The organism is Arthrobacter sp. C2, from assembly GCA_024207135.1.
Classification (GTDB): domain Bacteria; phylum Actinomycetota; class Actinomycetes; order Actinomycetales; family Micrococcaceae; genus Paeniglutamicibacter.
Genome location: CP042428.1, coordinates 668,708 through 683,424 on the forward strand (window position 1 = coordinate 668,708; position 14,717 = coordinate 683,424).

Here is a 14,717-nt window from a genome sequence, read left to right on the forward strand (position 1 = left end):
CCCAGAGACTATGCGCTCAGGACACAACTGTCACCGCCACTTTACCCGCCATGGCCCGCCCACCGGTACTCTGCCGCCCCGAATCGGCGACGCATTCGCGTCGTTTCGCCCTCGGCGCACCGACACGCCAGTAGACTTGGTTCCCTACGTGCCCGCTGGGCGCGGCACCCGCCCCCGGCGGGCCCGCCGCTGCCAGGGACGTGGCAACCACCATCGCTTTCCCCCTTTCATACAGGAGTACAGACTTCATGGCACGCAAGGCCTCACTATCCGGTTTCCCCGAATGGCTCCCGCAGGAGCGTGCGGTGGAGCAGCACGTACTTGACACGCTGCGCCGGATCTTCGAGCTGCATGGGTTCGCCAACATCGAGACCCGCGCCGTGGAAACCGTCGGGCAGCTGCTGCGCAAGGGCGAAATCGACAAGGAGGTCTACGGGCTTTCCCGGCTGGCGGCCGAGGAGTCGGCCAAGTCCGACCCGAACGCGCTGGCCCTGCACTTCGATTTGACCGTGCCCTTCGCCCGCTACGTGGTGGAGAACGCCGGGCACCTGGCCTTCCCCTTCCGCCGCTACCAGATGCAGAAGGTCTGGCGCGGCGAACGCCCGCAGGACGGCCGCTTCCGCGAATTCACCCAGGCCGACATCGACGTGGTGGGCGACGGCACCCTGCCCTTCCGCTACGACGTCGAGCTCGCCCTGGTCATCGCCGAGGCCCTGACGGCCCTGCCGATCGGGGACTTCCGGCTGCGCGTGAACAACCGCAAGCTCGCCGAGGGCTTCTACCTGGGCCTGGGCCTGGAAGACACCGCCGGGGTGCTGCGCTCCATCGACAAGCTGGAAAAGATCGGGGCGGCCAAGGTCGCCGAACTGCTGCAGACCGAACTCGGCGCCACCGCCCAGCAGGCCGCAGCGGCCCTGGCCCTGGCGCAGATCTGCACCGCAGACACCTCCTTCGTCGAGCAGGTCCGCGCGCTGGGGATCACCCACCCGCTGCTCGAGGAAGGCCTGGACGAACTGGCCCAGGTCATCGAGGCCGCCGTGCGCCGCGCCCCGGGCAAGGTCGTTGCCGACCTGTCCATCGCCCGCGGCCTGGACTACTACACCGGCACCGTCTACGAGACCGTGCTGGTGGGCCACGAGTCCCTCGGGTCGATCTGCTCCGGCGGGCGCTACGAGTCGCTGGCCTCCACCGGCAAGAAGAACTACCCGGGCGTGGGCCTGTCCATCGGCGTCACCCGCCTGGTCTCGCGGATGCTTGCCGAGGAAACCGCCACCGCCGCACGCACCGTGCCCTCCGCGGTGCTGGTCACCCTGGCCAACGACGAGAGCTGGAACGAGGCGCAGGACGTGGCCGCCGCGCTGCGCGCCCGCGGCATCGCCTGCGAGGTCGCCGCGAAGGCGGAGAAGTTCGGCAAGCAGATCAAGTACGCCGACAAGCGCGGCATCCCCTTTGTCTGGTTCACCTCCGAGGACGGCACCCACGAGGTCAAGGACATCCGCAGCGGCGAGCAGGTTTCCGCCGACCCGGCCGGCTGGAGCCCGTCGGCCGAGGACCTCGACAACCGCATCACCGCCGCCGGCTAGCGGCCCGGGCACCGCCACCGGAACCCCTCCCGGCGCGCCCCGCACGTGAGTCAGGGCACAACCGCCGGGGTTCCGGTGCCGCGGGTGCACCGCTGCCGGTAAACTCGCAGATAGATTCTTCCCTTTTCCGCACCGAACCCCACGCGCCACCGGCGTCACAAGAACTTCGGGACACCCGCGGAAATTCGCACCTTTGTAGAAAGGAATGCAGTGCTACGCACTCATCAGCTCGGCACCTTGAACGCCGAGCACATCGGAGAAACCGTCACCCTCACCGGTTGGGTGGCGCGCCGCCGCGACCACGGTGGGGTCGCCTTCCTTGACCTGCGCGACGCCTCGGGCTTCGCCCAGGTCGTGGTGCGCGAGGAGGAAGTCTTCCACCCGCTGCGCAACGAATTCGTGCTGCAGGTCACCGGCAAGGTCGAACGCCGCCCCGAGGGCAACGAGAACCCCGCGCTGGCCACCGGCCAGATCGAGGTCATCGCCGAGACGGTGGTCGTGCTGAACACCGCCGCGCCGCTGCCCTTCCAGGTCGACGAGCACGTCGAGGTCGGCGAAGAGGCGCGCCTGCGCCACCGCTACCTCGACCTGCGCCGCCCCACCCCGAACCGCAACATCCGCCTGCGTTCCGAGGCCAACCGGATCGCCCGCAACCTGCTGCACGACGACGGCTTCGTGGAAATCGAGACCCCGACGCTGACCCGCTCCACCCCCGAGGGCGCCCGCGACTTCCTGGTCCCCGCGCGCCTGGCCCCCGGGTCCTGGTACGCGCTGCCGCAGTCCCCGCAGCTGTTCAAGCAGCTGCTGCAGGTCGGCGGATTCGAGAAGTACTACCAGATCGCCCGCTGCTACCGCGACGAGGACTTCCGCGCCGACCGCCAGCCGGAGTTCACCCAGCTGGACATCGAGGCCTCCTTCGTCGAGCAGGACGACATCATCGAGCTCGGCGAGGCCCTGGTGAAGGAGCTGTGGAAGCTGATCGACGTCGAGATCCCGACCCCGATCGCCCGCATCACCTACCACGAGGCCATGGCCAAGTACGGCTCGGACAAGCCGGATATGCGCTTCGGCCTCGAGCTGACCGACATGACCGAGTTCTTCAAGGACACCGGCTTCGGCGTCTTCAAGGCCCCGCACGTCGGTGCCGTGGTCATGCCCGGCGGCGCCTCCCAGCCCCGCCGCACCCTGGATGGCTGGCAGGAATTCGCCAAGCAGCGCGGGCACAAGGGCCTGGCCTACGTGCTCTACAAGGAGGACGGCGAGCTGGCCGGCCCGGTGGCCAAGAACCTGACCGATGCCGAGCGCGCCGGCCTGGCCGAGGCCACCGGCGCCAAGCCCGGCGACTGCATCTTCTTCGCAGCCGGCACCAAGAACGAGGCCCGCGCCCTGCTGGGCGCCGCGCGCGTGGAGATCGGCCACCGCACCGGATTGATCAAGGAAGGCGACTGGGCCTTCGTGTGGGTCGTCGACGCCCCGATGTTCGAGCCGGCCGCCGCGGCGGTTGCCTCGGGCGACGTGGCCGTGGGCACCGGCGCCTGGACCGCCGTGCACCACGCCTTCACCTCCCCGAAGCCCGAATTCATGGACACCTTCGACACGGATCCGGAAAACGCGCTGGCCTACGCCTACGACATCGTGTGCAACGGCAACGAAATCGGTGGCGGCTCGATCCGTATCCACCAGGCCGCGCTGCAGCAGCGCGTGTTCAAGATGATGGGCATCGACGAGGAATCCGCCCAGGAGAAGTTCGGCTTCCTGCTTGAGGGCTTCAAGTACGGCGCCCCGCCGCACGGAGGCATCGCCTTCGGTTGGGACCGCGTGCTGCAGCTGCTCACCGGCTCCGACTCGATCCGCGACGTCATCGCCTTCCCGAAGACCGGCGGCGGATTCGACCCGCTGACCAGTGCCCCGGCACCGATCACCGCGCAGCAGCGCAAGGAAGCCGGAGTCGACTCGAAGCCCGAGCCCAATAAGGCCGAGTCCAACGAGCCGGCCACGGCCGACGCGAAGTAGTTCCACGCACCGCCTTCGGGCGGTTCCATGGGGGCGTCCACCATTCCCGGTGGGCGCCCCCATGCGTATGTCCGGGGCCAAGTGACTGGGTGCGGCCCGACGGGTGTGCCGCCCGGGTCCCGGCCCGGGGGAGTGGGGAAGGGGGAACCCGCACCGGTGCCGCCATGCTGCAGCCCTGCACCCGCGGTGCCTCCACCCTGCCGCCGCAAACCGTTCCGGGCGCGGCCCCGCCGGCAGGTCGGGCGCGACAACGGGATTCGGGCGGGTGGCGGTGGCCGCAGACACGTCGTGGAAAAACGTCCCCAAATGTGCACAACCTTGCTATTGTTTTAAATCTAGATCGATTTTTGACTTAGTCCGGATTTTCACGGCGTGCGTCACCCACGATACGCACCCTCCAAGGAAGGCCACGACATCACGACCCCAAACCCGCCGCACGGCGGCCACCTGACGCCCCGCCCGGGCCCGCGCAGACTGCCGGGAGCGGGGGAGCGGCCATGCTAGGCGGCGGCAAGGAATTCCCCGGCACCTGGCAACGCGCGCTGCTCCCGCTGAGCCTGCTCGACGCGCTGGAGGCGGGCCCCAACCACGGCTACGCCCTCGGCCAGATCCTGGAGGCCCGGGGGTTCTCGCCCATCAAGGGCGCCACGCTCTACCCGGCCCTGGTCAAGCTCGAGGCCGCCGGGTACATGGAGAGCGCCTGGGAGGACGGCGACGGGGCGCCGGGGCGCAAGGTCTACACGCTCACCGGAACCGGCCGCGGCCACCTGGCATCCCAGCGCGAGCTGTGGGCCTTTTTCCAGGATGCGGTGCTGCGCGCATGAGCGGCACCCACGGGGACATGGATACGGAAGTTGGAAGAACCACCAGGGCAGGAGCACCGGCATGAGAAACCAGAACCGCAAGAAGTCCGCGTGGAGCGCGGAGGTCGAGCTGTGGCCCGAGGCCTACCGGGACTGGGCGGAACTGGCGGCGGGAGCCATGATCTTCGCCAATGCGCCGGACGAGGCCGTCGCACCGGCGCTGGCCCAGGTGCGCGAAAGCGTTGCCACCAGCGGCCAAAGCCCGACCGAACTCTTCGGGGAGGCGATTGAGTTCGGCCGCACGGGCGGCAGGCGGCTGCGCCGGCCTTCCGACATCCTGGAGGGCGCCCTGCCCTTCAACAGCGCCTCGGGAGCCATCACCGTGATGCTCGCGACCCTGGGCATGTTGCTGCTGGTGCTCGGCATCTGGATCGGGTTCTCCGACGGATGGAATGCACACACCTTCGCCGGCCCGGTCATGCTGCTCTTCCCGATGCTCACCGTGCTGGTGGCAATCGGCTTCTGGGGCTGGGTGCTGCGCACCCGGGGACACCTTCATGCCCCGCTGGCCATCTGGGGCGCAACCCTGGCAGGCGCTGCCGGTACGATCGCGTTGATGTCGGGCCTGGGCGGCTTCGAGGCGCCGGGCCCGCCAAACTGGGCCATCGCCCCGGTCGGTCTCGCCTTGGTGCTGGCGGCCGTGAAACTGCCCGAGGCAAGGCCGCGGGCGCTGCTCAATGACACGCACTGGGACGATGCACGGTACTTCACCCATGCGGCCAACCTGCTGCGCGGACGCTACCTCTTCACCAGGGCCCGCGCCGGCCGCGCCCTGGCCGAGGCCCGCAGCCATCGAAGGCTTTCAGGCACCGGCACCGCGGCCGCCGAATTCGGCAACGTCGAGCTTTTCGCCGCGCAACTGGCCGCCGCCGAACGCGCGGCCCCCACGCGCGGAATCCTGTTGCGCCGTGCCGGATTCAGCCTGGTCGTGGCATTTTTCGGCTTCACCATCGGTGCCGCCTACCTCGAGGGCCCGGTCACGGCCTGGCTGGTCATCCAGTCCGGGATGTGGCTGTGCCTGGCCGTCATGGTGGTGTTCTCCTGGCGCCCGGCCCGGATCAACGCCGAGGCCACCAAACGCCAGGACGAACGCCGGGCCGATGCCCGCACCCTGGCGGGCCACGACGAGGACTGATCGATGGCCGGCGGGGGCCCGGAGAAACCTAGCCCGGCAGCTCGTCGGTGTCGACGATCAGCGTGTACGGCCCCGAATTCACCAGCGAGACCTCCATCATCGCCCCGAACACCCCCGACTCCACATGCGCACCCAACGCGCGCAGCTGCGCCATGAACTCCTCGTACAGAGGCTCGCTCACCGCGCCCGGCGCGGCATTCGTCCACCCCGGGCGGCGCCCCTTGCGCACATCCCCGTAGAGCGTGAACTGGCTGACCACCAGCAGCGGGGCGGCCAGGTCCTCGCAGGACTTCTCCCCCTCGAGCATCCGCAGCCGCCAGACCTTCGCGGCCAGCTTCGCCGCCAGGGCAGGGGTGTCGCCGTGGGTCACGCCCAGCAACACCACCAGTCCGGGGCCGTCGATCTTCCCGACGACCGAGCCCTCCACCTCGACCGAGGCCCGGGAAACCACCTGCAACACTGCCTTCACGCATCCACCTTTGCTTCTTCACGTCCATCTGGTTCTCCACGTCATGGCCCGCCGTCGCGGCACCATGTGTCGCCCGCACGAGCGCGGACGTATCGACTCTACCGATTCGCGTCCCCGTCCACCCACTCACGGACCGCCGGGGGACAACCATCCGCTTCCCCTCACATCTGGCCGCTATCGGAGGCGCGCGCAGCCCCCAGGGCGCAGACTCGTGGACATGGGCACACCACTATCCACGCCCCGGACGGGGCAGATGAGCACCGCGGATCTCGGCCAGCAACTGGCCGCCGCGGCTCTTGCCCTGTCCGCCGCCACCGGGCAACTGTCCCTGGCGCCGCTGGATGCCGCCGCGGCCGCGGCCATGATGGGCCTTCTCGAACGCAGCCACCGGACCATCGCCTACGCCCAACTGCTCATCACCCGGCGAGCCGGCGAGGCCGAGATCCACCGGCTGGACCCGGTGACCGCCCAGCACATCGACCAGCTTGTCGCGCAGCCCGGCCCGTTGGCCGACGGAACCGCGGGCATCCCACCCGAGGAGCTGCGCCAGGGCATGGCCCCGCACCGCAACACCCAGGCCTACATGCAGGCCCACCTGCACATATCCACCAGCGAAGCCCGCCGACGCATCAACGGATCCAAGCTCCTGGTCGCCCCGCCCACGGGCACCGGCGAAGCACCACCGGCCCCCAGCTACCCGATCCTGGCCCAGGCGGCCTCCGACGGCAGCGCGGATGTCGCCAACCTCGCTTCCATGGCCGGACAGCTGGAGTCCATGCAGCCACGCATCAAGACGCGGCTCGACGCCGAAAACGTGAACACCGCCATCGAGGACTCCCTGGCCCACGAGGCCAGGACCGGCGACCCGAAGACGTGCGGCCAGGCACTGCGCGACTGGGGCGGCTTCCTGGCCGAAAACGGCACACCCATCAGCGACGAGGAAATCCGCGCCCGGCGCGGGATGTTCTACCGCGGTTTCCGCGACGGCAGCGACGAGTACCTGTTGCGCTGCGATCCCGAGGACTCGGAGGTGCTCTTCTCCTACTGCGAGGCGTGGACCAATCCACGCTCGACGAAGTCCCCGCCGTTCTCCGCTTCCACCACGCCTCGGCCTCCGGCCGGCGAGTTCCCGACCCTGCCGGTCGTGCCGACCAGCCCGACCTGGCCCATCGACGGCCAACAGCCGGCAGGCAAGCCCCTGCCCGAAGCCGACCGGGGGCAACGTCCGGCCGCACCGGGTCCCGACACCGGCGACGATGTTCCGCCCCAGGCCGGCGCCAACCCGGACCCGGCAATGAAAGTCGCCCCAAACGCAGCCGCCACGGGCGAAGGAACCACGGGCGAGGCCCTGCAGCCGGAGCCCCTGGATGCCTCACCCTCCGGCACGCCGACCTTTTCCCCGGCCGGCGTCCCCGCCCCGGAATGGGCCAGGCCGCCGGGTGCCAGCGGCTCGCAGGTTCCGCTCAGCGAGTTCGCCTGCGGCCTGCCTCCCGACCGCTGGGACCCGGAGCAACCCACCAGCCAAGATCCACGCACCAACCCCCAGCTACTGCTCGACGCGCTGATCGCCGCCTGTGCAGGGGGCATGAACGGGGCAGACATCGCAGAATCCGGCGGGATGCGCGTGAAGATCGGTGTGCTGATCGGCTACCGCAGTCTGCTCGGGCAATGCGAGGACGCCGGACTGACCGACCACAACCGCCCCATCTCCGCGGCCAACGTCAGGCGACTCGCCTGCAACGGCGACATCCTGCCGGCGGTCATGGGAGACGAGGGCGCCGTCCTGGACCTGGGCCGCGAGATCCGCGGCTTCACCAAGGCCCAGCGCCGGGCCATCGCCATCCGGGACCGCGGCTGCATCATCCCGGGATGCAAGCATCCGGCGTCCATGTCCGAATGCCATCACGTGATTCCCTGGAGCGAGGGCGGACCAACCAGCGTAGGCAATTCGGCGATGCTCTGTGAATTCCATCATTTGCAAGTGCATGCCGGGCTGATCAAGCTCCGTTCGATCAACGGCGTGCCGTACGTCGTTGAAATTGCAGGCCAGCCGCGCGGCGCCCCGCAGCGAAACCTGTACTGGCATCCCGAGCTTCGCACCGCGGGCTACCAGGCGCCACTTTTCGATTAGCGCCGGGCGCTGAGCTCGGCGAACAGGCGCCGACCGTTCCACGCCAAGCTCCCGGGGGCTGTCTTCCCGCCGGCGGGGCCGCCCCCATGCCACACCGGCGGGACGCCACGACAGCACCCGGGCCACCTTCATCCCGGCCGCGCTCCGATGATCCGGCCCGCGGGTGAACCGCCCGGACGCACGCCCTCCCTGGCACGCCGCCCGGGTAACCGGGTGCCCCGGCGAAGCGGCAAACCGCCTCGTCGGCAACGCCGGAAGCGGACACCCGGATGCTCAACTAGGCTGGGGGAGTGAACGATCTGCTCAGTGCCTTGGGTGACGACGAGGAAAACGACGAAGAACATGTGCGGCCGCGCGCACCCCTGGCCGTGCGCATGCGCCCCCGCTCGGTCGAGGAGCTCGTCGGCCAGCAACACCTGCTGAAGGCGGGTTCGCCCCTGCGGCAACTGGCCGGCGTCGACGGGCCGGGCCCGTCGGGGCCCTCCAGCATCATCCTCTGGGGCCCACCGGGCACCGGAAAAACGACCATCGCGCACGTGATCGCCCGATCCCCGGGCCGCCGCTTCGTCGAGCTCAGCGCCATCACCGCCGGCGTCAAGGACGTCCGCCGCGTCATGGACCAGGCACTCGAGGACCGCGACCTGCGTGGCTTCACCACCGTGCTCTTCCTCGACGAGATCCACCGGTTCAACAAGGCGCAGCAGGACGCGCTGCTGCCCGGGGTGGAAAACCGCTGGGTCGTGCTGGTCGCCGCCACCACGGAAAACCCGTCCTTCTCCGTCGTTTCCCCATTGCTCTCCCGTTCCCTGCTGCTGACCCTGCGTCCCCTGGAAGAAGGAGACATCGCCGCGCTCATCACCCGGGCCCTTGCCGACGTGCGCGGGTTCAACGACGAGCTGGTCCTGGACCCGGGAGCACTCGACCACCTCGTGCGCATGGCCGGGGGAGATGCCCGCCGCGCACTGACGGCCTTGGAGGCTGCGGCAGGCGTGGCCTGGAGCGCCGCCGAGGCCCACGGACTACTCGCCAAGCGCGCCAAGTTGCTGCAGGCCGTCCGCTCGGATAACACCGCGGAGCTCCCGGACGCGGACACTGTCGACACGCCGGCCCCGGTTCCACCCGCGGCCCGGCCCGACGAGGAGGCCGCGGACCGCGAACCCGCCGATCCCGCCGACGGAGCCCCACCCGCCGAGGCAACCCCTGACGCCGACGCAACCCAAGACACCGCTGCCGCCCATGGCGACGCCGATGACACCGGTGCGCTGACCCCGGAGGGGCAGATCGTCATCACCATCGAGCACACCGAGCGCGCCATGGATGCCGCGGTCCAGCGCTACGACAAGGCCGGGGACCAGCACTACGACATCATCAGCGCCTTCATCAAGTCGGTCCGCGGTTCCGACGTGGACGCCGCGCTGCACTACCTCGCCAAGATGCTGGAGGCCGGGGAAGACCCGCGCTTCATCGCCCGGCGCATCATGATCAGTGCCTCCGAAGACATCGGCATGGCCGATCCCACCGCACTGCAAACCGCCGTGGCAGCCGCCCAGGCGGTGCAGCTGATCGGGATGCCCGAGGCCCGGCTCATCCTGGGACACGCCGTGGTGCACCTGGCCACCGCACCCAAATCCAACGCGGCCTACAACGCCATCAACGCCGCGGTGGCCGACGTCCGGGCAGGCCGGGGCAGGGGCGTGCCCAAGCATCTGCGCGACGCCCACTACGCCGGCGCCCAGCAGCTGGGCCACGGCAAGGGCTACATCTATTCGCACGATGCGCCGCACTCGGTCGCCACCCAGCAGTACGCGCCGGACGACCTGCTGGGAGTGGACTACTACAAGCCCACCGCCAACGGGGCCGAACGCGGGATCGGCGAACGCGTCGAACGCATCCGCGGCATCATCCGCGCCAAGGACCGCCGACGCACGTAATCCGACGCGCGAAGACGACGCATCCCACAGGGCAGACCGCCACCCGGGGTGCACTTTGGGTTTGTCCACGGTGGTAGGATTGATCCTTGGCTGGCAAGCTGCCCAACCGCAAACCACCCGGAACCCCGGTCCCGGACGGTGCGCACCGCGGCAGTTGTAGTGACTAGGGATGCGGTTTCCCACAACTCTCCATCATGGAGGCCAGACCCAATGACAACCGCTCACAAAAGATAAGGACACTCGTGGCTAACAACACTCGTGCCCGCCGCAAGGTTCGCCTCTCGCGAGCCCTCGGCCTTGCCCTGACCCCCAAAGCTGAAAAGTACATGGAGCGTCGTCCGTACGGTCCCGGCCAGCACGGCCGTGCCCGCAAGAAGCAGGACAGCGACTACGCAGTGCGTCTGCGCGAAAAGCAGCGTTTGCGCGCCCAGTACGGCATCCGCGAAGCACAGATGACCCGTGCCTTCGAGGAAGCCAAGCGCACTCCGGGCCAGACCGGTGAAAACCTGGTTGCCCTCCTGGAAATGCGTCTGGATGCCCTGGTTCTGCGTGCAGGCTTCGCCCGCACCATCGCCCAGGCCCGCCAGCTTGTTGTGCACCGCCACATCATGGTCAACGGCCAGCGCGTGGACCGTCCCTCGTTCCGCGTGTCTGAGGGTCAGCTGATCCACGTTCACGAGCGTAGCGAGAAGATGGGCCCGTTCCAGATCGCCGCTGCAGGCGCCCACCGCGATGTTCTCCCCGCCGTTCCGGCCTACCTGGACGTCAAGCTTGAAGCCCTCCAGGCCAAGCTCGTCCGCAAGCCGAAGCGCTCCGAGGTTCCCGTAACCTGCGAAGAGAACCTCGTCGTCGAGTACTACGCACGCTAAATTCACCGGGTTCACACCCAGCGAATGCAGTTTGCAACACGAAGCCCGTGGCCCCGCGCCGCGGGCTTCGTGTTATCCAAGACGTTTCGGTTCCGTGCTACAGCCAACCATTCGGTAAGGTGGAAAAGCACACGTCACCAACGGTAGAGGAAAAGCACATGACAGGGTCGGATATCGCCGGACTCATTGCGGCAGGCGTCTTCGCCGTACTGGTGGCCTTGCTGGCCATCCCCATCTGGAAGCTCGGAAAGGTGTTCGACGAGCTGCGCGGAGCCGTGCGGGAAGTGTCCGACGGCACCACCCCGTTGCTGTCCGAGGTCACCAACACCGTGGCCACCACCAATGACCAGCTGCGCAAGGTCGATGGCATCACCTCGCAGGTCTCCGACGCGTCTGCCAACATCAGCGCGCTGTCCTCGTTGGCCGCGGCCACCGTCGGCCGTCCCCTGATCAAGGTCGCGGCCTTCTCCGCAGGGGTCCGCTCGGCCCTTGGCACCAAGCCGACCGGCAAGGGCCGACGCTCGCGCTGACCGGCACCGAGGCAGCACCGGGCTTGTTGCCCCGCAACCACCCGGTCCCGTCGGGGGAGCGGAGGCTGCCGGCAACCGGCAGTTGCCGTGCAGCGCACGATCCACCATCCACGAAACGAGGAAACCGCAGATGAAGAAACTATTCTGGGTCGGCATCGGTATCGGCGTCGGAGTGCTGGCCGCCCGCAAGCTTTCCGAAGCCAGGGACCTTGCCAGCGCCGACGGACTGAACCGCACCGTGGGCCGCATCAGCGATTCGCTGCACGAAGTGGCCGAGGCCTTCCGCACCGGCATGAACGAACGTGAAACTGAATTGCGCCAGGCCCTGGGCCTGGATGAAACAACCGGCGCAAGCCACCACTAAACTTATTGACGTGGCACTCCGGTGACCGCCACGATGGCGGAACCCGGCAGCACGCCGTTCCCCGGCCAACCGGCCTCGGGGGAACCGGAACTGGAAGCCACATCCAAGCACAGCGCCCGTAAGCTCGAAGGGATCGAAGAGGAACGATGAAATCGCAGGAAATTGCACGCCGGTGGGTCGACTACTTTGAGTCGAAGGGCCACACCGCGGTTCCCAGCGCCTCGTTGGTCTCCTCCGACCCGTCGTTGCTGTTCACCGTCGCCGGCATGGTGCCGTTCATTCCGTACCTGACCGCACGCGAAGAACCGCCGTACAGCCGCGCCACCTCCGTCCAGAAGTGCATCCGCACCGGCGACATCGAAGAGGTCGGCAAGACCGTGCGCCACGGCACCTTCTTCCAGATGGCCGGAAACTTCTCCTTCGGCGACTACTTCAAGGAAGGCGCCATCTCCTACGCCTGGGAGCTGCTGACCAGTTCCCTTGAGGACGGCGGCTACGGCCTGGACCCGGAAAAGCTGTGGATCACCGTCTTCCACGAGGACACCGAGGCACTGGAGATCTGGCGCGACAAGATCGGCATCCCGGAGAACCGCATCCAGAAGATGGGCATGGAGGACAACTACTGGTCCACCGGCCAGCCCGGCCCGGCCGGCCCCTGCTCGGAGATCTTCTACGACCGCGGACCCGAGTACGGCATCGAGGGCGGCCCGGAGGCCGACGACACCCGGTACATCGAAATCTGGAACCTCGTGTTCATGCAGTACCAGCGCGGCGAGGGCACCGGCAAGGACAGCTTCGAGATCCTGGGCGAACTGCCCAAGAAGAACATCGACACCGGACTGGGCCTCGAGCGCCTGGCCATGATCCTGCAGGGCGTCGAGAACATGTACGAGACCGACCAGGTCCGTCCCGTGCTCGACAAGGCCGCGGAGCTGGCGGGCAAGGCCTACACCTCCACCGAGGACCCGAAGGACCCGAACCACGCGGACGACGTGCGCATGCGCATGGTCGCGGACCACATCCGCTCCTCGCTGATGCTGATCTCCGACGGCGTCTCCCCGGGCAACGAGGGCCGCGGCTATGTGCTGCGCCGCCTGATCCGCCGCGCCGTGCGCGCCATGCGCCTGATGGGCGTGGAAACCGCGGTGCTCCCCGAGCTGCTGCCGGCCTCCCGCGACGCCATGAAGGGCGTCTACCCGATCGTCGAAACCGACTTCGAGCGCATCGCCCGCATCGCCTACGCCGAGGAGCGCGCCTTCCTGCGCACCATCGCCTCGGGCACCACCCGCCTGGAGGAGGCGCTGAAGGCCTCCAAGTCCAAGGGCGGCTCGCTCTCCGGCGAGGATGCCTTCGCGTTGCACGACACCTTCGGCTTCCCGATCGACCTCACCCTGGAAATCGCCGCCGAGGCAGGCCTGGCCGTCGACGAAACCAGGTTCCGCGAGCTGATGAACGAGCAGCGCACCCGCGCGCAGAAGGACGCCAAGGCCAAGAAGGCCGGACATGCGGACCTGACCGTCTTCACCCAGCTGCATGAGCGCGGCGACGTCATCTTCACCGGCTACGAGGAACTCACCAGCGAATCCACCGTGCGCGGCATCGTGCGCGACGGCTCCTTGGTCGAGGTTGCCGAACAGGGCCAGCAGATCGAACTGGTCCTCAACGAGACGCCGTTCTACGCCGAGGCCGGCGGACAGGCCGGAGACGTGGGACTGATCACCGGCGACGGCTTCGTGCTCGAGGTCCTGGACGTCCAGGCCCCGATCCGCGGGCTGAACGTCCACCAGGTCATCGTGCGCGAGGGCGAACTGCCCGCCGGCGCCTCGGTGCTGGCCGAGGTCGACCGCACCCGCCGCCACTCCGGGGAACAGGCGCACTCCGCCACCCACCTGGTCCACGCGGCGCTGCACGAGATCCTGGGCCCCGATGCCCTGCAGTCCGGCTCCTTCAACAAGGCCGGCTACCTGCGCTTCGACTTCTCCTGGTCCGAGGCCCTGTCGGCCGCGGCCCGCAACGAGATCGAAGAGGTCGTGAACCTGGCCATCCGCAACAACCACCAGGTGCGCACCAACGTCATGCCGCTGGCCGAGGCCCGCGCCGCCGGCGCCATGAGCCTGTTCGGCGAGAAGTACGGCAACACCGTGCGCATGGTGGAGATCAACGACGCCTGGAGCCGCGAGCTTTGCGGCGGCACCCACGTGGCCAACACCGCACTGATCGGCTCGCTGACCCTGCTGGGCGAAGCCTCCGTGGGCTCGGGCAACCGCCGCGTGGAGGCTCTGGTCGGCATGGAGGCCTTCCGCCACGGGGCGGCAGAGCGCGCACTGGTTTCGGATCTCTCGGCCATGTTCAAGGTCCCGGCCGCACAGCTGAACGAACGCATTTCCGACACGGTCGCGAAGCTGCGCCACGCCGAAAAGGAAATCGAGAAGCTGCGCGGGGCCCAACTGGCCGCCCAGGCCGGCGCCCTGGCGGCAAAGTCCGCCACGGTCAACGGCATTAAGGTCCTGGCCCAGGATGTCGGCGAGGTCCCCTCGGCCGAAGCGCTGCGCACCCTGGCCCTGGACCTGCGCGACCGCCTCGGCTCGGAGGCATCCACCGTTGCCCTCACCGGTGCGTCCAACGGACGCCCGCTGGTGCTGGTGGCCACCAACGACGAGGCCCGCGCCAAGGGCGCGAAGGCCGGGGCGCTGGTGCGCACCGCCGCGAAGATCCTCGGCGGCGGCGGCGGCGGCAAGGACGATGTGGCACAGGGCGGCGGCCAGGACGTTTCCAAGACCGCCGAGGCCCTGGAAGCCATGGTCCGCTCGATCCGGGAGCTGTCATAAC

11 protein-coding genes are annotated in these 14,717 nt (G+C 68.7%); 10 read left to right on the plus strand and 1 reads right to left on the minus strand.

Translation table 11 applies throughout. The features are described from left to right. Nucleotides 1-248: 248 nt before the first annotated feature. The 4 genes from hisS (at nucleotide 249) to FPY90_RS03140 (ending at nucleotide 5,594) form a co-directional block, all read left to right on the plus strand. On the plus strand, nucleotides 249-1,583 hold the full coding sequence (gene hisS / locus FPY90_RS03125; RefSeq protein WP_498683754.1) for a histidine--tRNA ligase: 1,335 nt from the start codon (nucleotides 249-251) through the stop codon (nucleotides 1,581-1,583). Nucleotides 1,584-1,793: 210 nt separating this feature from the next. Next, nucleotides 1,794-3,596 (plus strand): aspartate--tRNA ligase, encoded by a 1,803-nt coding sequence (gene aspS / locus FPY90_RS03130; RefSeq protein ID WP_498683756.1) that lies wholly within the window; start codon nucleotides 1,794-1,796, stop codon nucleotides 3,594-3,596. 497 nt (nucleotides 3,597-4,093) lie between these two features. Further along, nucleotides 4,094-4,420 (plus strand): PadR family transcriptional regulator, encoded by a 327-nt coding sequence (locus FPY90_RS03135; protein ID WP_498683757.1) that lies wholly within the window; start codon nucleotides 4,094-4,096, stop codon nucleotides 4,418-4,420. 61 nt (nucleotides 4,421-4,481) lie between these two features. Then, nucleotides 4,482-5,594, plus strand: coding sequence for a hypothetical protein (locus FPY90_RS03140; RefSeq protein ID WP_498683758.1), 1,113 nt, complete (start codon nucleotides 4,482-4,484; stop codon nucleotides 5,592-5,594). 28 nt (nucleotides 5,595-5,622) lie between these two features. Here FPY90_RS03140 and dtd read toward each other — a convergent pair whose 3' ends face one another. Further along, nucleotides 5,623-6,063: a D-aminoacyl-tRNA deacylase gene (gene dtd / locus FPY90_RS03145; protein WP_071215105.1), complete on the minus strand. Its 441-nt coding sequence runs from the start codon at nucleotides 6,061-6,063 to the stop codon at nucleotides 5,623-5,625. A gap of 217 nt (nucleotides 6,064-6,280) precedes the next feature. Here dtd and FPY90_RS03150 point away from each other — a divergent pair, with 217 nt between their 5' ends. The 6 genes from FPY90_RS03150 to alaS all read left to right on the plus strand — a co-directional run bounded on the left by FPY90_RS03150 (nucleotide 6,281) and on the right by alaS (nucleotide 14,716). Beyond that, entirely contained in the window at nucleotides 6,281-8,194 is a 1,914-nt protein-coding gene (locus tag FPY90_RS03150; protein WP_498683761.1) for an HNH endonuclease signature motif containing protein, read from the plus strand. 290 nt (nucleotides 8,195-8,484) lie between these two features. Then, nucleotides 8,485-10,125 carry a replication-associated recombination protein A gene (locus FPY90_RS03155; RefSeq protein ID WP_498683762.1) on the plus strand — a complete coding sequence of 547 codons (1,641 nt, stop codon included), beginning with the start codon at nucleotides 8,485-8,487 and terminating at the stop codon, nucleotides 10,123-10,125. A gap of 242 nt (nucleotides 10,126-10,367) precedes the next feature. Continuing rightward, nucleotides 10,368-10,994 carry a 30S ribosomal protein S4 gene (gene rpsD, locus FPY90_RS03160; protein ID WP_071215103.1) on the plus strand — a complete coding sequence of 209 codons (627 nt, stop codon included), beginning with the start codon at nucleotides 10,368-10,370 and terminating at the stop codon, nucleotides 10,992-10,994. Nucleotides 10,995-11,152: 158 nt separating this feature from the next. Further along, nucleotides 11,153-11,524 (plus strand): DUF948 domain-containing protein, encoded by a 372-nt coding sequence (locus tag FPY90_RS03165; RefSeq protein WP_498683765.1) that lies wholly within the window; start codon nucleotides 11,153-11,155, stop codon nucleotides 11,522-11,524. A 130-nt stretch (nucleotides 11,525-11,654) separates the two neighbouring features. Next, nucleotides 11,655-11,888, plus strand: coding sequence for a hypothetical protein (locus tag FPY90_RS03170; protein ID WP_498683767.1), 234 nt, complete (start codon nucleotides 11,655-11,657; stop codon nucleotides 11,886-11,888). A 146-nt stretch (nucleotides 11,889-12,034) separates the two neighbouring features. Beyond that, nucleotides 12,035-14,716 (plus strand): alanine--tRNA ligase, encoded by a 2,682-nt coding sequence (gene alaS, locus FPY90_RS03175; RefSeq protein WP_498683769.1) that lies wholly within the window; start codon nucleotides 12,035-12,037, stop codon nucleotides 14,714-14,716. Nucleotide 14,717 lies beyond the last annotated feature (1 nt).